Annotated in this window: 27 protein-coding genes; 9 read left to right on the forward strand and 18 right to left on the reverse strand. The window is 65.8% G+C overall.

What is annotated here, in order from left to right; genetic code table 11:
• Positions 1-58: 58 nt before the first annotated feature.
• On the reverse strand, positions 59-658 hold the full coding sequence (locus AC3A4Z_RS17380; protein ID WP_498712876.1) for a hypothetical protein: 600 nt from the start codon (positions 656-658) through the stop codon (positions 59-61).
• Positions 659-811: 153 nt separating this feature from the next.
• On the opposite strand from AC3A4Z_RS17380, the gene AC3A4Z_RS17385 reads away from it, so the two are divergent.
• A complete protein-coding gene (locus AC3A4Z_RS17385; RefSeq protein ID WP_498712877.1) occupies positions 812-1192 on the forward strand; it encodes a VOC family protein in 381 nt (126 codons plus the stop codon).
• Between the two features lie 45 nt (positions 1193-1237).
• Here AC3A4Z_RS17385 and AC3A4Z_RS17390 read toward each other — a convergent pair whose 3' ends face one another.
• On the reverse strand, positions 1238-1633 hold the full coding sequence (locus AC3A4Z_RS17390) for a DUF5997 family protein (RefSeq protein WP_498712878.1): 396 nt from the start codon (positions 1631-1633) through the stop codon (positions 1238-1240).
• On the opposite strand from AC3A4Z_RS17390, the gene AC3A4Z_RS17395 reads away from it, so the two are divergent.
• On the forward strand, positions 1596-2432 hold the full coding sequence (locus tag AC3A4Z_RS17395; protein ID WP_498712879.1) for a LysR family substrate-binding domain-containing protein: 837 nt from the start codon (positions 1596-1598) through the stop codon (positions 2430-2432). The genes AC3A4Z_RS17390 and AC3A4Z_RS17395 overlap by 38 nt on opposite strands.
• A 97-nt stretch (positions 2433-2529) precedes the next feature.
• Here AC3A4Z_RS17395 and AC3A4Z_RS17400 read toward each other — a convergent pair whose 3' ends face one another.
• Genes AC3A4Z_RS17400 through AC3A4Z_RS17410 form a run of 3 tightly spaced genes read right to left on the reverse strand, consistent with a single transcriptional unit; the run spans position 2530 to position 4471 of the window.
• The gene (locus AC3A4Z_RS17400) at positions 2530-3192 is read right to left on the reverse strand and encodes a DUF3618 domain-containing protein (protein ID WP_498712880.1); all 663 of its coding nucleotides are present in this window, start codon (positions 3190-3192) and stop codon (positions 2530-2532) included.
• Positions 3189-3599, reverse strand: coding sequence for a phage holin family protein (locus AC3A4Z_RS17405; protein WP_498712945.1), 411 nt, complete (start codon positions 3597-3599; stop codon positions 3189-3191). Before AC3A4Z_RS17405 ends, AC3A4Z_RS17400 begins: the two co-directional genes overlap by 4 nt.
• Before the next feature lie 17 nt (positions 3600-3616).
• Positions 3617-4471, reverse strand: coding sequence for a hypothetical protein (locus AC3A4Z_RS17410; protein ID WP_498712881.1), 855 nt, complete (start codon positions 4469-4471; stop codon positions 3617-3619).
• A gap of 275 nt (positions 4472-4746) precedes the next feature.
• Between AC3A4Z_RS17410 and AC3A4Z_RS17415 the strand changes: the two genes are divergently transcribed.
• On the forward strand, positions 4747-5280 hold the full coding sequence (locus AC3A4Z_RS17415; RefSeq protein ID WP_498712882.1) for a MarR family winged helix-turn-helix transcriptional regulator: 534 nt from the start codon (positions 4747-4749) through the stop codon (positions 5278-5280).
• A 25-nt stretch (positions 5281-5305) separates the two neighbouring features.
• On the opposite strand, the gene AC3A4Z_RS17420 is transcribed toward AC3A4Z_RS17415, so the two are convergent.
• The gene (locus tag AC3A4Z_RS17420; protein WP_498712883.1) at positions 5306-5641 is read right to left on the reverse strand and encodes a hypothetical protein; all 336 of its coding nucleotides are present in this window, start codon (positions 5639-5641) and stop codon (positions 5306-5308) included.
• Positions 5642-5685: 44 nt separating this feature from the next.
• Complete coding sequence (locus AC3A4Z_RS17425) at positions 5686-6942, reverse strand: D-arabinono-1,4-lactone oxidase (protein ID WP_498712884.1); 1257 nt, start codon at positions 6940-6942, stop codon at positions 5686-5688.
• 358 nt (positions 6943-7300) lie between these two features.
• Here AC3A4Z_RS17425 and treS point away from each other — a divergent pair, with 358 nt between their 5' ends.
• On the forward strand, positions 7301-9523 hold the full coding sequence (gene treS / locus AC3A4Z_RS17430) for a maltose alpha-D-glucosyltransferase (RefSeq protein ID WP_498712946.1): 2223 nt from the start codon (positions 7301-7303) through the stop codon (positions 9521-9523).
• A 4-nt stretch (positions 9524-9527) separates the two neighbouring features.
• On the opposite strand, the gene AC3A4Z_RS17435 is transcribed toward treS, so the two are convergent.
• The 6 genes from AC3A4Z_RS17435 to AC3A4Z_RS17460 form a co-directional block, all read right to left on the reverse strand.
• Complete coding sequence (locus tag AC3A4Z_RS17435; protein WP_498712885.1) at positions 9528-10826, reverse strand: Y-family DNA polymerase; 1299 nt, start codon at positions 10824-10826, stop codon at positions 9528-9530.
• Positions 10827-10835: 9 nt separating this feature from the next.
• Positions 10836-11267: a LexA family protein gene (locus AC3A4Z_RS17440; protein WP_050057069.1), complete on the reverse strand. Its 432-nt coding sequence runs from the start codon at positions 11265-11267 to the stop codon at positions 10836-10838.
• A gap of 117 nt (positions 11268-11384) precedes the next feature.
• Complete coding sequence (locus AC3A4Z_RS17445) at positions 11385-11924, reverse strand: hypothetical protein (RefSeq protein WP_498712886.1); 540 nt, start codon at positions 11922-11924, stop codon at positions 11385-11387.
• A gap of 245 nt (positions 11925-12169) precedes the next feature.
• Positions 12170-12874: an alpha/beta fold hydrolase gene (locus AC3A4Z_RS17450; RefSeq protein ID WP_498712887.1), complete on the reverse strand. Its 705-nt coding sequence runs from the start codon at positions 12872-12874 to the stop codon at positions 12170-12172.
• Positions 12875-12916: 42 nt separating this feature from the next.
• Complete coding sequence (gene rsgA, locus AC3A4Z_RS17455; protein WP_498712888.1) at positions 12917-14038, reverse strand: ribosome small subunit-dependent GTPase A; 1122 nt, start codon at positions 14036-14038, stop codon at positions 12917-12919.
• A 236-nt stretch (positions 14039-14274) separates the two neighbouring features.
• Entirely contained in the window at positions 14275-14511 is a 237-nt protein-coding gene (locus AC3A4Z_RS17460; RefSeq protein ID WP_091418971.1) for a zinc-ribbon domain-containing protein, read from the reverse strand.
• Positions 14512-14654: 143 nt separating this feature from the next.
• Between AC3A4Z_RS17460 and AC3A4Z_RS17465 the strand changes: the two genes are divergently transcribed.
• Positions 14655-15806, forward strand: a complete 1152-nt coding sequence (locus AC3A4Z_RS17465; RefSeq protein WP_498712889.1) for a GGDEF domain-containing protein — start codon at positions 14655-14657, stop codon at positions 15804-15806.
• Positions 15807-15825: 19 nt separating this feature from the next.
• On the opposite strand, the gene AC3A4Z_RS17470 is transcribed toward AC3A4Z_RS17465, so the two are convergent.
• Positions 15826-17325, reverse strand: coding sequence for a SulP family inorganic anion transporter (locus AC3A4Z_RS17470; protein ID WP_498712947.1), 1500 nt, complete (start codon positions 17323-17325; stop codon positions 15826-15828).
• A gap of 274 nt (positions 17326-17599) precedes the next feature.
• Here AC3A4Z_RS17470 and mptB point away from each other — a divergent pair, with 274 nt between their 5' ends.
• The gene (gene mptB, locus AC3A4Z_RS17475) at positions 17600-19195 is read left to right on the forward strand and encodes a polyprenol phosphomannose-dependent alpha 1,6 mannosyltransferase MptB (RefSeq protein WP_498712890.1); all 1596 of its coding nucleotides are present in this window, start codon (positions 17600-17602) and stop codon (positions 19193-19195) included.
• A gap of 33 nt (positions 19196-19228) precedes the next feature.
• On the opposite strand, the gene AC3A4Z_RS17480 is transcribed toward mptB, so the two are convergent.
• Positions 19229-20482, reverse strand: coding sequence for a glycosyltransferase 87 family protein (locus AC3A4Z_RS17480; RefSeq protein ID WP_498712891.1), 1254 nt, complete (start codon positions 20480-20482; stop codon positions 19229-19231).
• A 28-nt stretch (positions 20483-20510) separates the two neighbouring features.
• A complete protein-coding gene (locus tag AC3A4Z_RS17485; protein ID WP_498712892.1) occupies positions 20511-21845 on the reverse strand; it encodes a glycosyltransferase family 87 protein in 1335 nt (444 codons plus the stop codon).
• A 311-nt stretch (positions 21846-22156) separates the two neighbouring features.
• Here AC3A4Z_RS17485 and AC3A4Z_RS17490 point away from each other — a divergent pair, with 311 nt between their 5' ends.
• Positions 22157-22360, forward strand: coding sequence for a hypothetical protein (locus tag AC3A4Z_RS17490; protein WP_050057060.1), 204 nt, complete (start codon positions 22157-22159; stop codon positions 22358-22360).
• Positions 22361-22392: 32 nt separating this feature from the next.
• Here the strand turns inward: AC3A4Z_RS17490 and AC3A4Z_RS17495 are convergent, their stop codons facing one another.
• The gene (locus AC3A4Z_RS17495; protein ID WP_498712893.1) at positions 22393-22653 is read right to left on the reverse strand and encodes a DUF3072 domain-containing protein; all 261 of its coding nucleotides are present in this window, start codon (positions 22651-22653) and stop codon (positions 22393-22395) included.
• Positions 22654-22845: 192 nt separating this feature from the next.
• Here AC3A4Z_RS17495 and AC3A4Z_RS17500 point away from each other — a divergent pair, with 192 nt between their 5' ends.
• Both AC3A4Z_RS17500 and AC3A4Z_RS17505 read left to right on the forward strand, forming a co-directional pair.
• Positions 22846-24342, forward strand: coding sequence for an FAD-dependent monooxygenase (locus tag AC3A4Z_RS17500; RefSeq protein WP_498712894.1), 1497 nt, complete (start codon positions 22846-22848; stop codon positions 24340-24342).
• A 4-nt stretch (positions 24343-24346) separates the two neighbouring features.
• Positions 24347-25183 carry an oxidoreductase gene (locus AC3A4Z_RS17505; RefSeq protein ID WP_498712895.1) on the forward strand — a complete coding sequence of 279 codons (837 nt, stop codon included), beginning with the start codon at positions 24347-24349 and terminating at the stop codon, positions 25181-25183.
• Here AC3A4Z_RS17505 and AC3A4Z_RS17510 read toward each other — a convergent pair.
• On the reverse strand, positions 25180-25569 hold the full coding sequence (locus tag AC3A4Z_RS17510) for a VOC family protein (protein ID WP_256247591.1): 390 nt from the start codon (positions 25567-25569) through the stop codon (positions 25180-25182). The two genes, AC3A4Z_RS17505 and AC3A4Z_RS17510, sit on opposite strands and share 4 nt — an antisense overlap.
• Positions 25570-25588 lie beyond the last annotated feature (19 nt).

Here is a 25588-nt window from a genome sequence, read left to right on the forward strand (position 1 = left end):
GCGCCCCGGCGCCGGACTCCAGCCACCGCGACACAGCACTTAATGCGCGGAACCGCAGTTAGCTCCCCCTGGCAGGGATCCCCGAAGCCTGCTCAGCCGCGGCGAGGGCGCGGCCAAAGCGTTCGACGGCGGGCGGGTACTCCTGGTGCCGGGCGGCGCGCAGCTGTTCGGCCTCGCGCATGGCCTTGATTACCGCCGCGGTGTGCGGCAGCCGCACGTCAGTCATGGCGGGGTAGTCGATGCAGTAGGCCGGATCCAGTTCGTACCGGCGCCAGCGTTCCAACAGCATACTGTGCTCAACCTGGGCTGCCGTATAGAGGGGCAGGTATTCCCGGCGCTGGCGCCGGTCCGACAGCCAGGACATCAACCGCGGGCTGCCCAGGTAGGCCGCGGTCCCGGATGCCGCCGCAGCTCCTGTGAGGAACAGTCCTGCCCACGGGGAAGACAACGTGGGAATGAGCAGGGCGGGGAGGGCAACCGCCGATCCGAGGAACAGATCCCAGAACAACTGGTCCGACCGCTCAGGCTCCAGGCCTGCGCCGGCCAGCGACCGCCGTCGGACCTGGAACACCGTGGCGGCCACGCTCACCACCAGCACGGACCCGCACAGCAGAAGGACCAATGCCCCTTGGAACAGGGATTCTGCGATGGCTGCCACCTTGCACCTCCACGTCCACACGCCCGGGCGTCAGGCCGGGCTGGTCCTTCCATTGGAGCGTCTTCCCGCGCCGCGGTCAATGGCCCGGCGGGGGCAGCTCGGGAGCATGAGGACTCTTCCCGGCCGCCCCGCAAGTCACTTACGGTGGGACCCATGAGACTCAAAATGTGCAGCATCCACGTCCAGGACCCAGCAGCCGCCCACACGTTCTACACGGAGACGCTGGGCTTCGAAACACTGATGGCCATGCCGGAGTACAACTTGTTCATCATCAAGGATCCCGGAGCTGGCCAGGACTCAGTGGGCCTGCTGCTCGAACCGAGCGACAATCCCATCGCGGCGGACTACATGAATGCGCTGCATAAGGCCGGGCTCCCGGCGATCGTTTTCGGTGTGCCGGACGTGCAGGCGGAGTACGAGCGGCTCACGCAGGCGGGCGTCACCTTCAAGGGTGAGCCGGCCGAGGACCCGTCCGGGATCAGCGCCGTGTTCGACGACGGCTGCGGCAACTTCATCCAGCTGCACCAGGACTGACGCCACGGATCTGCGAACAAGCCCCGGTCTTGGGAAGGCCCCGGGTCAGGCCCGGGCCCGCTTGGCTTCCTTCTTGGCTGCTTCTTCCTTCACGCGCTGGGCCTCGGCCCGGACGGCGGCATGCGTTGCGCGCTCGGCGACCAGCCACGCAGGGGGAGCCTGCAGCAGCGCGGTGATTTCCGCCGTCGTGAGCGCTTCCTCAACGCCGCCGCGTGCCAGGCCGCTGATGGACACGTTCAGCTTCTGTGCCACTACCGGGCGGGGGTGCGGGCCGTTGCGGCGCAGTTCGGCGAGCCATTCCGGCGGGTTGGCCTGGAGTTCGGCGAACTCCTCGCGCGTGATGGTGGATTCCTGGAACTCCTGCGGTGTTGCGGGCAGGTAGATGCCAAGTTTCTTGGCAACGGTGGCCGGCTTCATGGACTGGGAGTTTGCAGAGGTCATGCTTCAAGGGTATCCGGGCGGACGGTACTGTGAAGACGTGCCCACCGACAATGCCCCCCAGCCAGACGCCGCTCCCTTAGGGTCTGCCGATCCCGCCGCCGGGGAAGCTTCCCGCGTCCTCCGCGTCGCCTACGTGGCGGGGGTGACGCCAGGAAAGTGGATCCGCCGGTGGGAGGAGCGGGTGCAGGACGTGCCGCTGCAGGCGTTTATGTCCGACGACGGCGCCCAGGTCGAGGTGCTGCATGACGGTTCCGCGGACCTCAGCTTCGTCCGCCTTCCGGTAGAGCGCGAGGGCCTCAGCGTGATTCCTCTGTACGAAGAGCAGCCCGTGGTGGTGGCGCCGAAGGGCCACGAGATCTCGGTGTTCGAGGAAGTGGCGCTTGCCGACCTGGAGGAAGAGTCCTTCCTGGACGTGGCCGCACTCGGCGGCCCGGAAGCCGCGCTGCAGGTGGTGGCTACCGGGGCAGGACTGGCCATCCTGCCGATGTCCGTGGCCCGGCACTTCAACGTCAAGGACACCGTGGCCAGGCGGCTGTCCGGGGCACCCACTACGGAGATTGCCGTTGCGTGGCCCGCCGATTCCACGGATGAAGTCATCGAGGAATTCATCGGGATTGTGCGCGGACGCACGGCCCACAGCTCACGCCAGCCGTCCGCACAGCCCGTCAAGGTGAAGAAGGACCCCAAACCGGACCGGCGGGGCACCGGAGCCAAGAAGGCCCCGAAGGTGGCCCAGCGCTATGCCCCGAACCCGGACAAGGGCCGCGGCAAGGGTTCGCGGAAAAAGGGCAAGCGCTAGCACCGCCCTGCCTCAGACAGGGCCGCAGACGCAGGAAAGCCGGCCCCTTGCGGAGCCGGCCTTCCTGGACCTGGAATGTCCCTACCTCGGGTAGACCCTAGGTGTTTTGGACGTGGTCTTTGGCGTCGGTGGCGCGGTCTTTGACGTCGGTGGCGGCGTGCTGGCCTTCGGCTTTGACGTTCTGGGCTGCTTCGGTGGCGGTGGCTTTGACGTTTTCCATCGCTTCCTGGGCTGGTTCCTTGAGGTCCTGGACCATGTCCTTGGCGGCGTCGGTGACCTGGGTGGCGAGGGGCTCGGCAGCGGTCTTGAGCTGCTGGGCCGCTTCGCGTTCCTTCTCGCTGGCCGGGATCAGGGACGAGATGAGCATCCCGGCGCCGAACGCGATCAGTCCCGCGGCCAGGGGGTTGCCCTGGGTTTTGGCTTTGACCTGGTCCGGTGCGTGCGAGATCGCGGTGCCCGCGTCGGAGAGTTTGGTGCTGACGTTGTCCTTGGCCCCGTGCAGGGTGTCTCCGGTGCTGTGCAGGGCGTCGGTGGTGTGCCCGGCGCCGGAGTGGACCCTGTCCTGGACCGAGGATGTTGCGGAGTCTGCTGCTCCCATGATTCGCTCCTTCACGCCGGTGACGGCGTCTTTGACCTTGTCGGTCTGGCGGTGGACGATGTTGGACGGGGTGACCTTGTCCGCGACCGCGTCGACGTTGGTGCCCAGGCGGGCGCGGGTTTCTTCAATGTCCTGACGGATTGCGTCCGGGTTATCGCTCATCGGTTTACCTCACCTGGTTTTAGGGTTGGGGGAATTTCAGAGAGTGTTTCGCCCGTCTGGGGCATGCCCTGGATCTGCTTGAGGTTCTTGCGGCCGATCGAGGCCAGGACCGCGGCGATGATGGCCCAGATCACGGCGACGATTACGGCGGCCCAGCCCAGCGGCATGAGGGCGCCCAGGGCGAACATCAGGGCAAGGGACAGGAACACCAGGACGAAGTGTCCGGCCACGCCGGCGCCGGCGAGCATTCGGCCGCCCTTGCCGGCCTTGGTGGCGGACTGTTTCAGTTCGGCCTTCGCGAGCTCCACTTCCTGGCGCATCAGCGTGGACAGGTCACGGGTCACCTCGCCCAGGAGCTCACCCAGCGACGCGTTGTCCGCCTTCACATGCGCCTCACTCGGAGGCATCTCCGGAATCTGGCTACTCACAGCTGGCGTCCTTCAGTTGACCGGTAGGTGCCGTCAGCAGCGTGGTAGCTGCCGTCCTCGTCACGGTAGGGGTCATCGTCGAACCGGAGCGGGCTGTCCTCGGCCGTGCCTGAGGGAAGCGTAGAGGTGGATACCGGTGCTCCGGTGCCTACCACGGGCTCGGCAAACAGATCGTCTGTGCCGGCTGCATAAACCGTCTCCTGGCGGAGCGGCGCTACTGGTGCGGACTGGACCGGCCGCCGGGTTGCGGTGGACTGCACGGCGCCCTGGGAACCGGTGGCCCCTGCTGTGAGGCCGCGGGTGAGGCGGCCCGCCAGGACGCCAGCGCCTGCTGCGAGCAGGAGGAAGGTGCCGGGGCGGTTCCGTGCGAACCGCTGCACTTCGCCGAGCAGGTCGCCCGGCTGCTTGTTCTCAAGCCAGGAGGCGACTGATTCGCTGCGCTGGGCAGCCTGGCGGATCAGGTCACTTGCCATGCCCTGCTGGTCCGGGGCATCGGCCATGCTCTGCAGCTGGCTGGAGATGGTGCGGATGCCTTCGGCGGCCTTCTGCTGCTGCGTGCCGGCCTGGCTGGTCAGCCCCGACTTGGCCTGGGACAACAGATCCTGGGCGCTGCTCTTGGCCTCCGCGGCGACGTTGGCAGCTTCGTCCTTGGCAGTGTGGGCTACGCCCTGGGCTGCAGAGGCGGCGTGGCCGGCCACGTTGGAAGCTTCTTCCTTTGCTGCCTCTTTCTTGGAGGCGCCGGTGGTGCCCGGTGTGCCTGAAGTGTAGGTATCCTCAACGCCCGCTTCGGAAGCGCCGTAGGGGTCCGAGATTGCAGGGTTGGGTGTCTGGGGCCATTGGTTCTCTGTCATCATGCTCTCTTTCGCAAAGGGTCAGCTGGCGATCAAGAACCAGCAGTGCTGGCAGTCGTTAGTAAGCAGGGTTACTACTTAGATACTAAGCACACTTCCCATTTGGATTGCAAGGGGGTGTGGTGGAAGGCTTCCGGTTAAGCCCCCCCGGTGGCACCTGAATAGTAAGCCTACTTGCGAACCTGATGCTAAGCATGCTTATTGTAGGTAGGTAGCGACGCATGAAGGGATAACTACACCCGCACACTTCGCCACCTACAGGAAGGCCGCGGCCGATGACGAGCAACCTCGATCCGGATGCACGGAACAGCTACCGCCTTATTACGCTGGCGGCGCGCCTGGTCCAGCGGCGTCAGGATGATGCTCTGGCGCCCTTGGGCCTGACCCGTGCAGCTGTTATAGCCCTGGAAGGGCTGGCAGCCGGACCCCTTAACCAGGAGCAACTTGCCGAAGTGGTCCGGGTGCAGAGCCAGACCTTGGGCCGGGTGCTCACCCGGCTCGAAGGCTCAGGGCATATCACCCGGACCCGCCAGTCCAAAGACCGCAGGCAGTTTAAGGTCGAGCTGACCGATTTCGGCCGGGCGGCCCTCGACGCAGCCCGGCAGGCGGAAATCGATGCGTACCCGGACGATCCGGAGATTTCCTGGAAGGTCCTGCAGGATGAGCTCGGCAAGTTCATCCGGGCAGTGCCGCCCAGCCGGAGCCCGGAGGTGGTGCCGTTCGTAGCGCCCGACCACCACCGCACCGCGCGCCGTTTTCCGGGCACGCGCGGCCATGGCTTTCGGGGGCCGGATCATCCGCAGCAGTGAAAAGGGGCAGTACGCCCCATTCTGCCTAGGCTGCGCAGGCATCCTTGAGGGCTTGGACTGACTCGGACGGCACCTGGTCCCCGGCCTCAGCAATCTGGCCCAACGGCGTCGTAATTTCAGCGGGGACGCCAGCGGTGCGGGCGGCCGAGACCAGCCCGCCAAGGGCCTGCTTGTCCTCCACGCTGACCAGGCCGTCCTGGACTACGGCACAGATCTGCCGGTTCACTTCTTCCGCCGCAGCCGTAGCCACCTTCGACGCGGCGTCGCTGGCAGCATTTCCGGCAGCTTCCTCGACGGCGCCGCAGCCCGCCAGCAGCAGCATCAGGGGGACGGCGGACAGGACTGCAAGGCGACGGGTCATGGTTCCACCCTAACAAGCGGCCCGCCTGCAGGAGTCCCGCGCTGTTACCTGCCGCTCGCCGCCGGGACGCCCAAGATGGCGTCCAGCAGCCCGTTGCGGAATTTGCCGTCGGGATCGTGGAAAGAGGCCAGGGAACGGAACCCGGCGAACCGCGGGTACAGCGTCTCCCAGTCATGGCCGGTGGGTGAGAACAGCTTGCCCCAGTGCGGCCTGGCGCCAAAAGGCCTGAGCAGGTCCTCGAGTTCGGGAAGGAGCGCTTCAACCTCGGGCTGCAGCGGCTTCCAGGTGAAATGCAGTGCCACGCTCTGCTGCCGGTAGAAAGGGCTCAGCCAGAACTCATCAGCCGCACCGGTACGGATTTCCGAGACGAAAAGCAGGGGCGCCAGCTTGTCTGCCAGGCTGCGGACCGCCTCAAGGGCCGCCGGTGCATGCTCCAGTGGAAGGATGAACTCACTCTGCAGTTCCTCACCCTTGCTGGGCGTGAACTCGTGCCGGAAATGCGGCAGCCTGTCCAGCCACTGTCCCGGCTCATCAAGCTGGAGGGTGCAGTTTTCTGCGGACATGTCCGGCAGCGGGTGGCGGGGGAGCTTCGCTGCCGTGGCGCCGAACAGGTCAGCCAGTGGAGGCTCTGAATCCAGGGCCTTAAGCCACACCTGGCTGATCGTTTCGCCGGCATAGTCCGTGAACAGGCTGACGCTGTAGGCGCTGGACACGATGTCCCTGAAGTCCGTCAGCGCACGTTCCCACGGCAGGTTCTCCAGGACGCGCTGGCGCATCCGGAAGCTGGGCTGCACCGTCAGTTCCAGGCCCGTCACAATACCCATGGCGCCCAGGCCCACCACGCTGGCCAGGAACTCGTCACCGTCGGCCCGGGTCAGGGTGACGCATTCGCCCGAGGGCCGGACCAGGTCGATGGACTCCACGGCGCCGGCGAGCGAGGGATTGTTCACCCCGGAGCCGTGGGTTCCGGTCTGGACAGCTCCTGCCACCGAGATATGGGGGAGGGATGCGAGGTTGTGGATGGCCATGCCGGACTGTTCGAGGGTGCGGCACAGGGCCCCGTAGCTCACACCGCCGCTGACCTTGACGGTATTGCGCTGCGGGTTAAGGACGATCTGCTGGGGGAGGGCGTCGAGCAGCACATGCACCCCGTCGGTGTCTCCCACCCGGTTGAAGGAGTGCCGGGATCCCAGGGCCTTGATGCGGCCGGCCCGCTGCACAATCCGGGCCAGTTCCGTTACTGATTCCGGCTGTTCAACATGCGCTGAGGAGTATTCGAGGTTGCCTGCCCAGTTCTTCAAAAGTCAGCTTTCCAGTGGGGGACGAAATGTAGCTCCATCAACTGTCAGCGCTAACAACAGAGGGTGTCAAGGCACTTCCATGGACGGTCAAGCTTTCCCGCGCACCATGCATTACTGCCGGTCCACCCGGGTACGGACAACCTGAACGCCGCTCACCTGAAATTCGACGGCATGCTCCGTTCGGCGTGCGCGTGAATCGTGGCAGAGTGGGATGCAGTCGAGTTGAGGGAGGAACTCAGTGTCTGATCTGGGAGAAGCGACCACCAGCATGTCTGAGGGCGATGCAGTAGAACAGGCCGGCGAAACCGGTAACGCGACTGGCCCTGAGGCAGCAGGGGTGGCCGTACCCGCAGGATCCATGGAGGAGGAAGAGGCCACGGAGGTGCCCGAAGCTCCGGAAATCACTTTCGACGAAAAGTTTTACCCCGCACGGCCCAAGGCCCTGCGGCCCGTGGCACGCCGCCGGCAGTACTTCGCCAACGCCCCGTCCCTGGAACTGGACGGCCTGAACAAGACCTACGTGGAGTGGCTGCGGAACCAGGCAATGCTCGGCGACGCCAACGTCCTGGCCCGGCAGCTGTCGGGGCAGGCGAGTATGTGGCAGCACTCGTTCGCGCACCCCAACCCGCGCGCCGCCGTCGAACGCGCCTCCGTGTGGTTCACCGCCTATCCGCTGTCCTACATGACCACGCCGGGGCAGTCATTCCTGGGGGCACTCGGTGACCCGGAGTTGTGGAAGACCTTCCGCGAGATCGGCATCCGGGCCATCCACACCGGCCCCGTCAAGAAGGCCGGCGGGCTGGAGGGGTGGCGGGAAACGCCGAGCGTGGACGGCCACTTTGACCGCATCAGCATGGCCATCGATCCCCTTTTCGGCTCGGAAGACGAGTTCCGCCGGATGTGTGAGGTTGCAGGCGAGCACGACGGCACCATCATCGATGACATCGTCCCCGGGCACACCGGCAAGGGTGCGGACTTCCGCCTTGCTGAAATGAACTACCGCGATTACCCGGGCATCTATCACATGATCGACATCCCGGAATCGGACTGGCACCTGCTTCCGGAAGTCCCGCCGGGGGAAGACTCGGTCAACATCAGTCCCGACGCCGAGCAGGCGCTGCAGCAGGCCGGATACATCATTGGCCGGCTGCAGCGGGTTATTTTCTACGAACCCGGCGTGAAGGAAACCAACTGGAGCGCCACCCGGGCCATTGTGGACACCACCGGCCAGAAACGCCGCTGGGTGTACCTGCACTACTTCAAGGCCGGCCAGCCGTCCATCAACTGGCTGGATCCCACGTTCTCCGGCATGCGCCTGGTGGTGGGTGACGCGCTGCACTCGCTGCTCGACCTGGGGACAGGTGCCCTCCGCCTGGACGCCAACGGGTTCCTGGGCGTGGAAAAGAGCGCCGAGGAACAGCCCGGCTGGTCCGAAGGCCACCCGCTCTCCGAGGCGGCCAACCAGCTGATCGGCAGCATGGTGCGCAAGGTGGGCGGTTTCTCCTTCCAGGAGCTGAACCTCACCATCGATGACATCAAGGCAACCTCCGAAACCGGGCCGGACCTGTCCTACGACTTCATCACCCGCCCCGGCTATCACTACGCCCTGGTCACTCAGGACACGGAGTTCCTGCGGCTGACCCTGCGGCTGGCAATGGAGATCGGGGTGGACCAGGCATCGCTGGTGCATGCCCTGCAGAACCACGACGAACTGACGTACGAGCTGGTGCACTTCGCCACCCGGCACAAGGACGACGTCTTCGAGCTGGCCGGCAGCGAATTGACCGGTGCGGAGCTGACAGAGCACGTCCAGGAAACGCTGCGGAATGCGCTGACGGGGGAGAACGGACCGTACAACGCCGTGTTCACCACCAACGGCATCGCCTGCACCACGGTCAGCGTGATCACCGCGGCGCTGGGTATCAAGGACATTTCCTCGCTTACGGCCGAGCAGATCGATACCGTCCGGGAAGCGCACCTGCTGCTGGCCATGTACAACGCGCTGCAGCCCGGCGTGTTTGCCCTGTCCGGCTGGGACATGGTGGGCATGACCACGCTGGACAGGTCGCAGGTCCAGGAGCTCACTTCCCAGGGCGACACCCGCTGGATCAACCGCGGCGCGCACGACCTCATGGGTGTCAACGCCGAAGCGACAGTCTCCGCCTCGGGAATGCCGCGGGCGCGCAGCCTGTACGGGCCGCTGCCCGAGCAGCTCAAGGACGAGGGGTCCTTCGCCCGGCGGCTGCAGAAGATCCTGAAGGTCCGTGAGGAGTGGGGCATTGCCACTGGCCTGCTCCTGGACGTTCCGCAGGTCTCCCAGCGCGGTCTGCTGGTGATGGTGCACCGCCTCGCCTCCGGGCAGATCCAGGTGACGGTCCTGAACTTCTCGGGTGAAAGCATCACCGGCAGCGTGAACTCCAGCCACCTGGAGGCCGGCGCCGGCGTGCGGGACCTGTTCACCGAGGAGACGGTGGGCCAGGTGGATGACCTGCACAGCTTCTTCATCGAGCTTGGCGCCTATCAGGGAACAGCGCTGCTGATTGAGGAGCCGGCCGCTGAGGAGGAAACCGAGGGACCCTAGTTCCTCATGCTGCCTTGACCAGGGGGAGCTCGTCCCAGTGCGTGGTGTACCGGGGCGAGCGCATCCCGCGCTTCATGGTCCAGTCGGGTCCGCCGCGGATTCCGGCATGCCCCAGGCCGATGGAGCCGCGGCCGTAGCGGCGGGTGATGTCTTCCAGCAGCGGACCGATGTGCCTCTCCTCGTGGGGGTTTTCGAACGGTTCCAGCGGCTTCTGGTTACCGCTGGGCCGCAGGTCCGTGACCATGATGCCGGCGCGGGCGTACCTGGTGCCTTCGATGATGGAGGGCAGCAGTGCGTGCGCTGCTTTGGTGAGAATGACCGGGTCCGCTGTTGGCATGGGAAGCCGGATGCAGATTGAGGGGAAGGACGTTTGCCGGGAATTGAAATGTGATGTGCCGGCGAATGCGGTAAGTACCTTCGCCTGCAGGTGGTGCCTGGCCAGCCGCCCGCTGGCCATTTGGGCATAGACGCTGAGGACCTGCCGCACGTCCTGCGCGGTGGTGATCGGGGTGGAGAAGGAGCGGGAGAAGATCAGCTGGTCGCGGCCGATCCGGGCCTCTTCCATCGGGATGCACGGCGTGCCCTGCAGTTCAAGGACCGTACGCATCATCACCACGGAGAAGCGCTCACGGATCCTGACGGGGTCGGCGCGCTGAAGGTCCAGGATGGACTGGATGCCCATGGCGTTCAGGCGCCTGGTGATCCGTGTTGCCACGCCCCAGATTTCGATGACGGGGAGCCTGGCCATCAGGGCCTCCTGGTGTTCCGGCGGCACTGAGTCCCAGCGGCAGACGCCGGCGAACGCAGGGTTGTGCTTGGCCCACTTGTTGGCGAGCTTGGCCAGGGTCTTGGTGCGGGCGATACCCACGCAGACGGGCACCCCCACGTTCCGGGCGGTAGCAGCCTTTATGGTCCGGCCGAGCTCCAGCAGGTGCTCCGGGGTGCCTTTGACACCCAGGAAGGCCTCGTCGATGCTGTAGACCTCCAGCCAGGCAGAGTAGCGTCCCAGCAGTTCCATGACGCGGGCGCTGATATCCCCGTACAGCTCATAGTTGCTGGACTTGGCGATGAGGCCCCATTCCTTTGCCCTGGGTGCGAGCTTGAACCAGGGATCGCCGGTTTGAATGCCCAGGGCTTTGGCCTCCGGCGAGCGGGTAACAGCGCAGCCGTCGTTGTTGGAGAGCACGATCAGCGGCTTTCCCTCCAGGGAGGGGTCAAAGACGCGCTCGGCGCTGGCGTAGAAACAGTTCACGTCCACGTGGGCGATCTCGGGCATCTGCCGCATCAATGCCGGCCTGGCCATGGCCGCCTCTCACACATGGTGCAGGCACCTGGTGGCAACACCCCAGATGGTCAGTTCGCTCAATGCGGAAACCCTGATGTCCGGGTACCTGGGGTTTTCGGCCTGCAGCACCACTCCCCGGGCAGTGATCCTCAGCCTCTTCACGGTCAGCTCGCCGTCCAGCACGGCCACTACCACCGAGCCGTCCCTCGGCTCGAGGGCCCGGTTGACGATGAGCTCGTCCCCGTCACTGATGCCGGCCCGCTCCATCGAGTCGCCGGTCACCCGGACCACGAAGGTGCTGGTGATGTCCTTGATCAGATGCGCATTCAGGTCTATCCGGCCATCGAAGTAGTCCTGTGCAGGTGAGGGATAACCTGCTGCCACCGTCACCGGGGACAGCCAGGCCAGCTGCAAAGAGAGTCCCGCATCTATCACACGGGGACCGATAATAACGCCCACAACACACCCTTATTCGAATATATGTTCGATGTGTTGAGTGTACAGCGGAGGGCCGACAATGACGACGGCCGGACACGAAGGCGCTCCTGCCCGCGAGGGGCAGGAGCGCGGGGGTGCCTATTTCTTCGGGCACTTAAGGTCCGGGTTGAAGGCTGCGAACATGCCGTCCGGGTTGTCCCGCCACACCCACGCGTGGAGTGCGAAGGAATTGGGGAATGGCCCGTCCTCGAACTTGAGGCCGGCAATCGAAGGCCGGTGGGCCGCGGTCGAGATAAACTCAGCGGCCACCAGTTTGTACCGCCCGTATTCATTGGGCATGTAGACCAGAACCTCAGGCTTTCGGGCCTGGGTCTTGTCATCGATCAGTTCCTGCTTCGCGTAGTGGAAGCCCATGGCCCCCACGCCGGGTTTATCGATGCATTCGGTGATCTTCTTGTAGCCGTCCGCCTCCGCGTTCTCCAGCCAGCGATAGTTGTCCGTAACGTGGCGCAGGACTCTGACCAGCCGGCGCTGATCGTCATTGTTCCGCCAGTCGTCGCTCTTGTCCGATCCTCCGTGCCCGGACCCGCCATGCGCCACCGCAGCTCCGGGGGCAAGTCCCAAGGCAAGCGCCGCAGCGGCCGCCATCGACAGGAGCCCCGTCTTGGTGCGATTCATTGTTAATCTTCTGCCCCTCTGAGACCGATATGTTCTTCCAAGGGAGGCGAACAGCATGGGAATCCAGGTCCCCGCCTTCGCCAGGATGCCGGCAGATTCCCCCGGACCTGCCGGTGATAGGCCGCCGGGACGGAGAAACCTCCATCGACTAGGCGGCGTTTTCAGTATGCTCCTGCCGCAAAACGCGGCGCTACGCTACGGGCGGGTAGTAGGGGGTGGATTGGGGAGGCCGAAGGAGATCAGCCTCAGGCCGTACGTTCCACTGCCGCAAGGATGGCCCGTCCCAGTTCAGCCGGCCTGGTGAACTGCGGCCAGTGCCCGGTGGGCAGGTCCACGTACTCGACGTCGCGCATCCGGGCCAGTTCGGCAACAAAGGGGTGGCGGCCGGCGATCCACTCCTTCAGCATCGAGGACGGAAACTCGCAGGCGATGACGGTGGCGGACACGTCGTAGCGCCGCTCGTCACTCAGGTGCTGCCGGTCGTAGGCCACACCCTTCGGTTGGGGGATGGCCCGTGCACGGAAGGCTGCACGGAGCCCGTCGTCGAGGTCCACCAGGTCCGCGTCCTCGAAGGCCTCCCACGGCGGCAGTGGAACGTCGTCGCCGTCGGCCGGCAGTTCATCATTGATGACGCCCCCTTCGCCCAGGGGTCCGCTGTCCACATAGATGGCGCGCTCCACCCGGTTCGGCCGGGCATCCAGGACGCCGTGGATGATGGCCCCTCCACCCGAATGTCCAACGAGCACAACCTTGCCTTCCAGGGAGTCCACTGCGGCAACCACGGCATCGATATGCTGACGCAGGCCGATCCCGGCCCGGTCAGCGTCAACCGACTCCAGGCCGGGAAGGGTGAGCGGATGCGTCCGGTGGCCAGCGGATTCCAACACCGGCGTCACCTCTGCCCAGGAGGAAGCATCCAACCAGAAACCGGGAACCAGGATGATGTCCATGACCGCACCCTACCCGCCCGGACTGACAAACTGAACGCGCACTCAGCGACGCTTCCCCGCCCGTCCTTTAGTTCCGGAGCTTTCCTTCCTTTCCGCCGTCTCGCGCTCCGCCCACCGCTGGGACTTCCCGGCGGACACCACCTTCTGGTGCCATTCCCGCTGGTAAGCACGCTGCGCCGCGGCATCACTCCGGCGCGCCAGGGCAGCCAGTTCGCGCTGCAGTTTCAGGTAGTTGTGCCAGCGGCGCTCCTCCAGCACGCCGTCGGCGATCGCGGCCTGCACGGCGCAGCCGGGCTCGCCCTGGTGGGCACAGTCGGAGAACCTGCACTGGTCAGAAAGCAGCGCGACGTCGCCGAACATCTCGCCGATCCCGTCCTCGGCGTCGAACAACCCGAAACCGCGCACACCGGGCGTATCCATCAGGACCGTCCCGTTGGGAAGCGGCACCAGTTCGCGCGACGTGGTGGTGTGCTTGCCCTTGAAATCCCCGGCCCTCACTTCGCCGGTGTCCTGGACGTCACGCCCCACCAGGGCATTGATCAGCGTCGACTTGCCGGCGCCGGACGGCCCCAGCAGGACGATAGTTCCGCCCGCGGGGATGTGCGCCAGGAGTTCGTCGATGCCGTCACCGTTCTCCGCCGAGGTGGTGACCACGTCCACTCCTGCAGCCTGCAGGATGACTTTGCCGACGACGTCGTCCGCCACCGCGGCGAGGTCCGCCTTGGTGATGATCACCAGGGGAGTGGCGCCGGAGTCCCACGCCGCGACGAGGGTGCGCTCCAGCCGGTTGTGCGTGAGGGGCCGGTCCACCGGCACCACCACTCCCACCATGTCCATGTTGGCGGCCAGGACCTGCGCGGCGGAGGAGTCCTCGAAGGCCCGCTTGCGGCTGAGCTCCGAACGGCGCGGGAGGACGCCAAGGATCTGGCGCTCGCCGGCCCGGTTGGGACCGATCCACACCCAGTCACCGGTGACCGCCGATTCCCCCGTCAGCGGGTAGGGCAGGTGCAGAAGGTCCGTCCCGACCGCCACGAGCAGCAGGTTGCGGTCCACGCGGACCACCCGGCCGCGCCCCGTGGCTTCCGGGAGGGGATGGTTTTCGAATTGTTGCGCGACGGCCGCGGTGTAGCCGTAGGGGAAAGGAATGCTGGAAGAAGCGTTCACTGTGATACCTCGGGGTATACCCCTGCGCACCGGCCACTGACGGCCTAGGTGTTCGGCGCTCCGCTGGTCAGGCGGCGAAGGTGCGGTGCAGGGAAAGGGTTTGGATGATGGGTGCGGAGCGCTCAGGGCGAGCGACAGTGACAGTCATCAAAAACACCTCCCTCTCCAGCAATGGGGACCGGTATCGGGTCCGGTTTTACTGTAGCTGCGGCCTGCCGGATCCGCCAGAGGTTTGTTTACCGCTGCAGCTCCAACGCCCGCCGCTGCCGCGCTGAGATGCTCGAGACGAAGCCGCAGTTGGTGCACGTGATGCGGTAGGAGCGCGAGGTGGTGAACACCGGGATGAAGAACAGCGTGAACTTGGTGGCCCGCTCCTCCAGGTGGTGGTGGACGAAGGATCCGCAATTCCGGCAGGTGGCGGGCTTGCCGGGCAGGGCTTTGAGCACTGTTTTGAAACCGAAGAGAAGGAGCACGGTTCTGCCTTTCGGGCTGGTCCTGCGGGCTATCAGACAACTCTAGGCCCTGCACGCCCCGCCGCGGTTCTCCTGACAGGCCCGCGGACCCGGTGCAATACTTGGGGCAGCACGCTTTTCCGCATCGGGGGGACTTCGGTTACATGGTTCTGGATACCGCGACCCTGAGAATCGCGTTCGGGCTCATGGCCCTGGTTCTGGTGTTCCTCTTTTACTTCTCCGCCTACCGGATCACGCGCTCGCCGTACAGCGGCTGGTGGTGCCTGGCGCTGGTGTTTTTCCTCGCCGGATCCGCGTGCTTCCTGCTGGACGGCACACCGCACCAGGTCTGGGCCAACCCGGTGGGCAACGTCCTGCTGGTCCACGGCGGCGTGGCGGTGTGGGCAGGTGCGCGGTCGCTGCGGACCGTCCCGCCCATTAAGTGGGCCTTCACGGGCATTCCGCTGGTCACCCTGGTTGCTTCCGTCCTGGACAACCCCGCCACCAACACCTGGTCCGGCGGTCCCGTGTTCCTGGGCGCCATGAGCCTCACCATCGGGCTTGCGTCCCACGAACTGTGGCGCCTCGAACCCGGTTATTCGCGCGTCCGGATTCCCATGGCCGTGGCGGCCGGCGGCCTCTCGGCCTTCTATTTCCTGCGCTGGCTGGCGTTCCTGGTGGAAGGGCAGAACGGCCCCACTTTCGTCACGTTCTTCGGTTCCGCCGTGACCACCATGGTGACCATGGTGCTGCTGGTGGTGGTCTCCTTCAGCATGGCCGCGCTCAGCAGCGAACAGCAGACCAGGGCCCTGCGGGTTGTGGCATCCCGTGACGACCTCACCGGGCTGCTTAACCGCAAGGCCTTCCTGGACCTGGCGGCCGAGCAGTTGGCGGACCGCAGCACCACGCGTGGCTCGGGGACCCTGATCCTGGCCGACCTGGACCACTTCAAGTCGGTCAACGATACCTACGGCCATGCCGCCGGGGACCTCGCTTTGCAGGCCTTCGCCGAGGCGTGCACTGCCACTGTCCGGTCCACGGACCTGGTGGGGCGGTACGGGGGAGAAGAGTTTGTCCTCTTCCTGCCCGGGACCAATGCCGAGCGGGCAGAAAACATTGCCGAGGAGATCAGCCGGCGCCTGGCTGCGGCTCCCGCAGTGGACGGAATGGCAATGCCCACCGCCAGTTACGGAATTTCCACCTACGACGCCGGCACGACAGATGTGGAGGTCCTCATCGCCGCCGCGGACGGAGCCTTGTACCTGGCCAAGTCATTGGGCAGGAACCGTACAGCCCGCAGTGACGGGGTGCGCTAGGACCCCTGCCAGCGGCGGGTCAGGTCCCCAAGTGTCCGCTGAGGCGGCGGTGGAAACCGCTGCTTCGCTCGTCAAGGCCCTGGATGGTCACAGTGGCCCCGTGGGCGCTGTATTTCGTTTCGATGGAATCCAGGGCCGCGACAGTGGAAGCGTCCCAGATCTGGGCGCGGCTCAGGTCGATGGTCACCGTCTCCGGGTCATCGGCGTAGGCGAAATGCTCCACGAGGTCATTGCTGCTCCCGAAGAACAGCGGCCCCACCACGTCATAGTGCACGCTTCCGCCGTCACCGGCCAGGGTGCGCTCAACGCTGATGACGTGGGCCACCCGGCGCGCAAACAGGACCATCGCGAGGACGACTCCGACGAGCACACCATAGGCGAGGTTCCCGGTGAGGACCACTACGGCCACGGTGGCAACCATAACGATTGTCTCCGGCAGGGGCATCCTTTTCAGGGTGGACGGCTTGACGCTGTGCCAGTCGACGGTGGTGACAGCGACCACCATCATGACCGCGGCAAGGGTGACCATGGGGATCCTGTCCATGACCGGGCTCAGCCCGGTCACAAGCGCCAGCAGGAACAGCCCCGCCACGAACGTCGAAATCCGGGTCCGCGCCTGGCCGGTCTTCACATTGAGGACGGTCTGGCCGATCATCGCGCAGCCGGCGATGCCGCCGTAGAAGCCGGCAAGGATATTTGAGACGCCCAAGCCCCAGGACTCGCGGCCCTTGTGTGAGGGCGTGTCCGTGATGTCATCGACGAGTTTCGCCGTGAGGAGGGTTTCCATGAGGCCGACGAACGCCACGCTCAGCGCGGTGGGCAGGACCAGTTGGAAGGTCTCGAGCGTCAGCGGAACCTGGAAAGGGGTGATGCCGGGCATCTGGCCGGTGAGCGGGCCTTCGTCCGAAACGTTCGGTACGGCGAGGCCGGCTACGATGACAATCGCGGTGACGACGACGATGGCCACCAGCGGCGACGGGACCATCTTGGTGAACCGCGGAAGGATGAAAATAATGGCCAGTGTCAGGACGAACAGGATGTAGGCGGGCCCGGGGACGTTGAGTACGTGGGGCACCTGCGCTACGAAGATCAGCACACCCAGGGCGTTGACGAACCCGATCATCACCGACCGCGGAATGAACCGCATTAGGCGTGCAAGACCGGCCAGTCCAAAGACCACCTGGATCACACCGGCCAGGAGCACCGCCGGCAAAACATACTGCACACCGTGCTCATGCACGAGCGGGGCGATCACCAAGGCGACGGAACCGGCTGCGGCTGTCACCATCCCGGGCCGCCCGCCAAGAATCGACATGGACAGGGCCAGCACGATGGAGGCCACGAGGCTCACCATCGGATCAACCCCGGCAACGATCGAGAAGGAAATCACTTCCGGGACCAATGCCAGGGTGGTGACCATTCCGGCCAGGACCTCGCGGGAAAGCTGCCGTGGCGAGCGGAGGGCAGTACGGACCGTGATCGGTTCCCGAAGAGGGCGGGGGCGGTCGGCGACAGCCAAGGAGCGGCTCCAGGGGCTCGGCTCTTGTGTGGAAGAGCGGTTGGGGGATCGCTGCACGCCGCGTTGCGTGCGGTCCAGCGCCGTCATGGAAGGGAGCCGGAGAACAAAGGGGATGCGCCGGGTGGCTTTCGGCTGCGTGTTCAAGATTACCCCTACGGGAGAGGGGGACGTCATCCGGGGGCAGGCGGAATCGCGGCTGATAAAATAGCCAGGTTGCAGGGCGGCCTTTTCGCTGGTGCAGCCAGCGCCGTAACGAAGTAGGGGACCAACACACATGACGGCAGGCGGTGCACCCCCCGGGACGTCGGAAAGCCAGCCTGGCTCGGCGGCCACTCCGGTGGCCGTGCCTGCCAAGCGCCGGGCCTACGTGGCAACCATTGAAGGATTCCTCGGCGCCCTGATGATGTTCGTGGGTTCGATCGGCACCGGCTGGATCGCCAACGGTTCGCCCATGATCCGCCAGCCCATTGTCATCGCACTGCGTACCGAGGGCTGGGGCGTCACCGTGTCCACGGTGCTGCTGACGGTAGGCGCCATGGTGCTGATGCGCTCGTGGCTCCGGCTGGGGCAGCGCCTTGCCGACTGGGGCGCTTCCTCGTTGCGGTGGGTGGTCATCGCCATCTCCGCCTGGTCCCTGCCGCTCCTCTTCTGCGTGCCGGTTTTTTCCCGCGACGTCTACGCCTACACCGGTCAGGGCAGGCTGGTGATGGAAGGCCAGAACCCGTACCAGGTGGGCATCTCCACTCTCAACAACTGGTTTGCGCTCGGCGCGGATCCGGCCTGGGCCGAAAACAGGACCCCCTACGGCCCCTACTTCCTCTGGCTGGCGCGTGCGGTCGTCGGGCTGACCGGCGCCCAGCCGGACGCATCCGTGCTGCTCTTCCGCCTCCTGGCCGGCGTGGGTGTCCTGCTCTGCGTGATCTACGTGCCCAAACTCGCGGAACTGCACGGCATCAACGGGGCGCGGGCACTGTGGATCGCCGTGGCCAACCCGCTGTTCCTGATCAGCTTCATCGCCAGCGCCCACAACGACGCACTGATGGTGGGCCTCGCCGTCGCCGGGGTCTACTTCGCCGCCACGCGCCGCTACCTGCTGGGCATCCTCCTGGTCACGGCGTCCATCGGCATCAAACCCATTACGGTGCTCCTGCTGCCGTTCATCGGCGTGATGTGGGCCGGCCCGTCCGCCTCCTGGCCGCGCAAGTTCCTGATCTGGGGAGCCACGGCGGGAGTCAGTTTCAGCGTCCTGGCTCTGAGCGGGATTCCGTACAACCTTGGGCTTGGCTGGACCTGGGCCATCATGGATCCAACCCCCGGCTACACGGGCTACTCGCCCTCGGGCTTCCTCGGCCAGCAGGTGGAGTTCCTGGCCAACGTGCTCGGGCTGCCCGGCGGGACCTTCGCCACCCTGCTGCGGACCGGCATGAAATATGCCGCCATCGGGCTGGTCCTGCTGCTGATGTTCCGCGGCGACTACTCGCGGGCGGTACGGCGGATGGCCCTGGCGTTCACCGCCGTGGTGATGCTCTCACCGATCATCCAGCCCTGGTACATCCTCTGGTTCATCCCGTTCCTGGCCGTCACCGGCATCCGCGACGACTGGCAGATCCGGTCCTTCTACGTGGCCGTGACGTTCTTTGTGGTGTTCGGCGCGCAGGACCAGCTCTCGGTATGGTCCTTTGTGGAACTGCCCATCGACGCCTCCTCGCTGGCATTCATAACCGCGCTGGCATTCACGTTCTACCTTCTATTCCTCGACGTGCATACACGCAAGCTGCTCATCGAAGCCAAGCCCTGGGACCTTGCCAAGCGGGGCTGGAACTGGAGCCTGGACCGGTGGGAAAAATTCCAGGCGTCGCGCAGCAGCTGACCGGGCCTGGCTGACCGGGCCCCCGGCGGCGGACTAAGCGCCTGCGGGCACTGCGGCAGGCTTCCGGCCCAATTCCGCCGTCCGTTTCACCGACCACCACAGCAGCACCACCAGGAGCACATTGCGGGTGGTCAGGATCGCGGCCATTACCGGGTGGGCGTGGATGAGCGGGGTGTAGAACAGCGGGTAGATCACGAAGGTGGTGATGGCGATACCCATCAGCAGGGCGGCCGGGACCTTCCACCTGTTCCAGTCGTGCGTGAGGCCGGCGATGATCACCGGCGCCAGCCAGATGATGAACTGCGGGGAACCCACCTTGTTGAACACAATGAACGCAGTGACCATCATGAGCGAACCTTCAAGGAACAACTCCTCCCGCTCCGCGCCGCGGTTCAACGCACGGACCAGCAGGATGGCGGCTCCCACCGCGGCGAGGATCAGCAGGGGCTGCATCAGGAATGCTGCCGTGCCGGCGCCGGGGCCGTAGACCTCGGTGGAGTTGATCGCGGTGTTGTCCGCCATCTTCGAACCCGCGATGTTGAAGACGCTAAGCCACACCCACGGCGTGGAGAAGGTAGCCTCCAGCTGCATGCCCCGCTCGCCCTGGTTGAGGAGGAAGTCCAGGATGTGCCGCAGACCGCCGGACAGCCAGGTTCCCAGCGCCACCACGGCCGTCACCGCGACGCCTGCGAGGACCACCTGGACCCGCTTCCGGCTCGCAATCACGATGGGCACCAGCACGGCCGCCGGCCATACCTTGATCCAGGTGGCGATGCTGAGCAGGACACCGGCCACCACCGGCCGTTGGGCCGCATACAACAGCGCGATCAGCACGATGGGGGCGGTGATGCCCTCCACCCGCGCGAAGCTGAGGTAGCCCATAAACACGGTGAAGAACAGCCACCACCAGGCCGGCGCGATGCCGCTGACCTTCCGCTGCCCACGCGTCAGGAAGGCCAGCCCCACGGCGTTGAGGGCCGTGATGATCAGGAACCAGACGAGCAGGTACAGGCTTGGCCCGGCGATGTTCGCGAGGAAGATGGGGAGCTGGGCCAGCACCGGGTACACCCAGGGGCTGATTTTGCCGTCGAGGTCCTGCGGGTTGTAGCCGTCCTGGGCCCATTGGCGGTACTGCTCGGTGTCGCTGAAGGTGTCGCCATTGAGGAAAAAGGACGCCATCCAGCCCAGGAAGTAGAGGTGGACGACGGCGAAGCCCCACCACACGCTGGACGGGCGGGCGAACCAGTCCACCACGTTGGCAGGGAGGACTTTGGTGCGGAGCGTCACCAGGCGGTCAAAGAACTTCGCGGAAATCTTAGGACTCCTTCAGCACGGGAGCGGCTGCGGGGGTCTTCTTGCCCAGCAGGTAGAGGCGCCGGACGCTCCAGAGGAACAGCACCACCAGCAGGACGTTGCGGATGGTCAGCACCAGCGCCATCCACGGGTTGTTGTGGCTGAGCGCGTCGTAGAACAGCGGGTAGATGAAGTAGGTGGCGACGGCGATGGCGATCAGCATGGCCGCCGGGACGCGCCACTCACGCCAGCTGTGCGCCAGCCCGACGGCGACCGCGGGCGCCAGCCACACCATGAACTGCGGGGAGCCCACCTTGTTGAAGACCACAAACGCCGTGGCGAGGGTAAGCGCGCCGGCCAGGAGCAGTTCGGTGCGGTCCACGCCGCCGCTGATTTTTCCGTTGTGCAGCGCCCAGAACGTCAGCCCGGCCACCAGCAGTGCGGCCAGGACCAGGAGGGGCTGCATCAGCACGGACATCAGCGCGGTACCGGGTCCGTCCACCTGCATGGAGTTGATGTCCGTGTTCATGTACATCCGGGAGCCGCCCACGTTCATGACGGACAGCCAGAGCCAGGGCGTGGTGAAGGTGGCCTCGAGCTGCATGCCGCGGTCGCCCTGCTGGGTGAGGAAGTTCAACAACTTGGGAACGCTGCCAACTGCTGCTGCCAGCGCAACGACGCCCGCCGTCGTCGTGATGCCGGCAACCACCACCAGGATCCGGTTCCGGACCACGGCGAACAGGGCCAGCATGATGGCCGCAGGCCAGACCTTCACCCAGGTGCCGATGGCCAGCAGGATGGAGGCAATGAATGGCCGGCCCACACCGTAGGCGAGGGCCACCAGGACCAGCGGTGCGGTGAGGCCGTCCACGCGGGCGAAGCCGAGCCAGCCCATGAGGAAGGTGAACACGAGCCACCACCAGCCGGCGGGGATGGCGTTGTGCTCGCGGCCGCGGTTGGTCAGCTTCAGCAGCGCCCAGCCGTTGAGCACGGTGGTCATCAGGACCCAGAGGAAGAAGAACGGTCCGGGCCCCGCGATACCGGCCACTGCCATGGGGATCAGCGCCAGGATGGGGTAGACCCAGGGGCTGGGGCCGCCGGTGAGGTTGGCGTCGTCGAAGCCCGCCATGGCCCAGTCGCGGTAGATGAAAGTATCGCTGAAGGCTTCCCCGCGCAGTGAGAGGGAAGCAGCAAAGATCAGGAAGACCAGGTGCACCACGATGAAGCCGCCCAGCAGTCCGCGGCCGGTGTTCAGCCGGTTCCGGGCGGGCGCCGGAAGGATGACGTTGCGGATCCGGGTGAGATTGCCGAAGAAAGCGTCCGTGGAAATGGCGGGATCCTTGTCAGGTCGTGGCACACGTGGGGTGTTGTGCTGGTGGCTGGGTTCTGCCGCATGGCTGGCTTAGGGGCATCGGAGCCGTCCGGAAACAGCTTCCACTCCTGTCCAACTCTAATTCACGGTGCTTTGGCGCCCGTAATTGCCTGACCCGCGCTTGAGCCGTCACGCTTTTGACCTGCGAAGACTTATTACTTGATTTTTCAAGTTGCTGGTGATCCATTACTCCGGCATTATGAACTGGGCACAAAAGTGCCCAACTTCGTCTGCAGCCTTGGGGAGCGCAGGTGTTAGATATGACCCCCTACCCCCAACACACAAAGGCTAGACCCATGAACTTCCCACTGACCCTCACCGTTGCCGACCGCCAGAGCATGGACAGCGAGCTCGATGCCGCCGTCACGGCCGCCAAGGCCCACGCCCTCGCCGAGAAGCGGCACGGCATCCTGGTCACCCGCCACGGCGTGGACAAGTTCACCGTGGCGCTCAGCGAGGCCGTTCCTTTCGGCCTGACCCGCGAACACCAGGCCTGGTAAGGCTAAAGGCGCCTTCCTTGCAGAAGGCGCCTTTACTCTTCTCCGGCGTTGTCGGAAGCGTTGCCTGACACTCTTCCGCTGCGCTGCTGCAGGCGGTCAATGTGCTTGGACGCTTCCGCCTTGTTGAGATCAGCCGGCAATTCTTCCCCTGCCTCGCGCGCCAGCGTATCGAGGTAGCTGCGCTGTGCAGCGGTCATGGGCTCATCTCCTGTGCCCCAATCCTCAGGGTCCCGGTTCAAGCCTGCGTCCGGCTCGCGGGTGGAGCTTCCGATGGTTTCCTGGTTTTCACTCATGCCCAAAAGTCCAGGCACCGGGACTGACAGAGTGAACCTGCCCTTGCGCCTTCTGCGCACTGCACCTTCGTGGCGACAGGTGCCCGCACTCCTTCCATTTCCAATGTATCGCCCAAGGTGGGGCTTGCCGCAAGGGCCCATGGGGGCCGGATAATCGCAGAGGCCTCAACCGGGAGAACGGGAGCAAATGCGATGACCGAGCACGCGGTACTGATCGTGGGCGGTGGCCCCACGGGGTTGATGCTGGCAGGGGAGCTGGCGCTCGCGGGGGTTGACGCAGCCATTGTGGAGCGGCGCCCCAGCCAGGACCTGGCCGGTGCGCGGGCGGGCGGCCTCCACTCACGGACCCTTGAGGTCCTGGACCAGCGCGGCATCGCCGGCCGGTTCATTTCGGAAGGGCAGCCGGCGCAGGTGGCGGGGTTCGCGATGACCCGCCTGGACATCAGTGACTTTCCCACCCGCCATCCCTACGGCCTGGGGCTGTGGCAGAACCACATCGAACGCATCCTGGCGGGCTGGGTGGCCGAGCTGGCCGTGACGATCTACCGCGGCGAAGAGGTGACGGGCCTGGCGCAGGACGGTGCCGGCGTCGACCTTTACCTCAAGGACGGCAGTACGCTGCGGGGAGACTACGTGGTGGGGTGCGACGGCGGCAGGAGCCTCGTGCGCAAGGCGGCGGGCATCGGGTTCCCCGGCTGGGATCCCACCACCAGCGCGCTCATCGCGGAGGTGGAAATGACCGGCGATCCTGAATTCGGTGTGCACCAGAATGCTTTCGGCATCCATTCCTTTGGCCGGCGGGAGTACGAGATTGTGGACGGCAAGGTGGTCTATGCGGACAGCGGGCCGGTGGGGGTGATGGTGACCGAGGAACACGTGGGGCCGTCCGCCGAGCCGACCCTGGCGGATCTCAAGGCGGCGCTGATTGCCGTCTGCGGCACCGATTACGGGGCCCACAGCCCCACTTGGATCTCGCGTTTCACGGACATGACACGGCAGGCGGCAACGTACCGCGCGGGCCGAATCCTGGTGGCTGGTGATGCCGCGCACGTCCATGCCCCGGACGGCGGGCAGGGCCTGAACATCGGGGTACAGGATGCGGTGAACCTGGGCTGGAAGCTGGGGCAGGTGGTCAGAGGGGCCGCCCCGGAAGGCCTGCTGGATTCTTACCATGACGAGCGCCACCCGGTGGCTGCCCGGGTGCTGCGCAACACCATGGCGCAGAGTGCGCTCCGCCGCCCGGATCCAAGGATCAAGGCGGCCGGGGAGGTGGTTGCTGAGCTCCTCGCCATGGAGGAACCGCGCAGGCGGTTCGCCGGGATGCAGTCCGGCCTGGACGTCCATTACGACCTCGGCGGGGGCCACCCGCTGCTCGGACGCCGGATGCCCGACGTCGACCTTGCCACTGAGGATGGCGCGCTGACCGCCTATGCGCTGCTGCACGACGCGCGGCCGCTGCTGCTGAACCTCGGGGCGCCGGGCGTCTTCGACAACGTGCAGCGGCCCGAAAGGGTGAAACTGGTCGATGCCCACTACGGCGGGCCGTGGGAGCTGCCGGTGCTGGGGGGTGTTCCTGCTCCTCTTGCCGTCCTGGTCCGGCCGGACGGGTACGTCGCATGGGTGGGCGAGGGAACGGAGGCCGGGCTTTCGGAGGCTCTGGCCACCTGGTGCGGATCCGCCCTAGTTTAGGAGCATGACCACCAAGACGGCACTTGTTACAGGAGCATCCTCGGGAATCGGGGAGGCCACTGTCCGGAAGCTGCAGGGCCTCGGCTTCACCGTGTACGGGGCGGCGCGGCGCACGGACCGCCTGCAGGGACTGGCGGCCGACGGCATCCGGCCGCTTGCCATGGACGTGACCGACGATGCGTCGATGAGCGCCGGCATTGAGCAGATCATGGCCGATACGGGCCGCATTGACGTCCTGGTCAACAACGCCGGCTACGGCTCGTATGGCGCCGTTGAGGATGTCCCCATCGACGAGGGCCGCCGGCAGTTCGAAGTCAACGTCATCGGCGCGATCCGGCTGGCGCAGCTGGTCCTGCCGCACATGCGCGGGCAAGGTTCGGGCACCATCGTGAACGTCACCTCGATGGGCGGGAAAATCCATACCCCGCTGGGCGGCTGGTACCACGGGACGAAGTTTGCCCTGGAGGCGCTCAGCGACTGCCTCCGGCTTGAGGTCAAGCCGTTTGGCATCAATGTGGTGGTTATTGAGCCCGGCGGCATCGCCACCGAGTGGGGCGGTATCGCGGCGGACAACCTTGAGGCTACTTCAGGGCACGGACCCTATGCAGGGCAGGCGGAGGCTGTGGCCCGGACGTTGAGGGCGGAATCGACGGGGAACCGGAACTCGCCGCCGTCGGTGGTAGCGGACGCGATCGGGAAGGCCGTGACCGCCGGGAAGCCCAAGACCCGCTACGCGATGGGCTTCGGCGCCAAACCCCTGATTGCGGCGCGCGCCCTGCTCGGCGATCGCCAGTTCGACGCTGTGATCAGCCGGGCGATCGGGCTGCCACGCAACCGTTAGAGGTGCGCATCCCTGACCTCCGGCGGTGTGGCGCCTTGGAGGACCCAGCGGTTGCCGTCCGGATCGGCGAAGTGGGCAAAAAGCACGCCACCCATGTCCTGGACGTCGCTGATGTCCGCGCCCCGGCGGAGGAGTTCGTCGCGCGTGGCGCCCATGTCCGGCACCACCAGCTGCAGCCCCTCCAGGCTGCCCGGCTGCATGGCTGTCATACCGGTGCCGATAACGATGGAAGCGGCCGAACCCGGCGGCGTCAGCTGGACCACCCTCATTCCGGGAACGTGCTCCACATCGTGGTCGAGCACGAAGCCGAGCTTCTCTGTATAGAAGGACTTTGCCCGGTCCACATCGGATACGGGTACCTGCACAACCTCAAGGCGCATCTCCATTGGCCCACAGTATCCTCTG

The sequence above is a fragment of the Arthrobacter sp. Soil_C_49 genome (genome assembly GCF_057656635.1).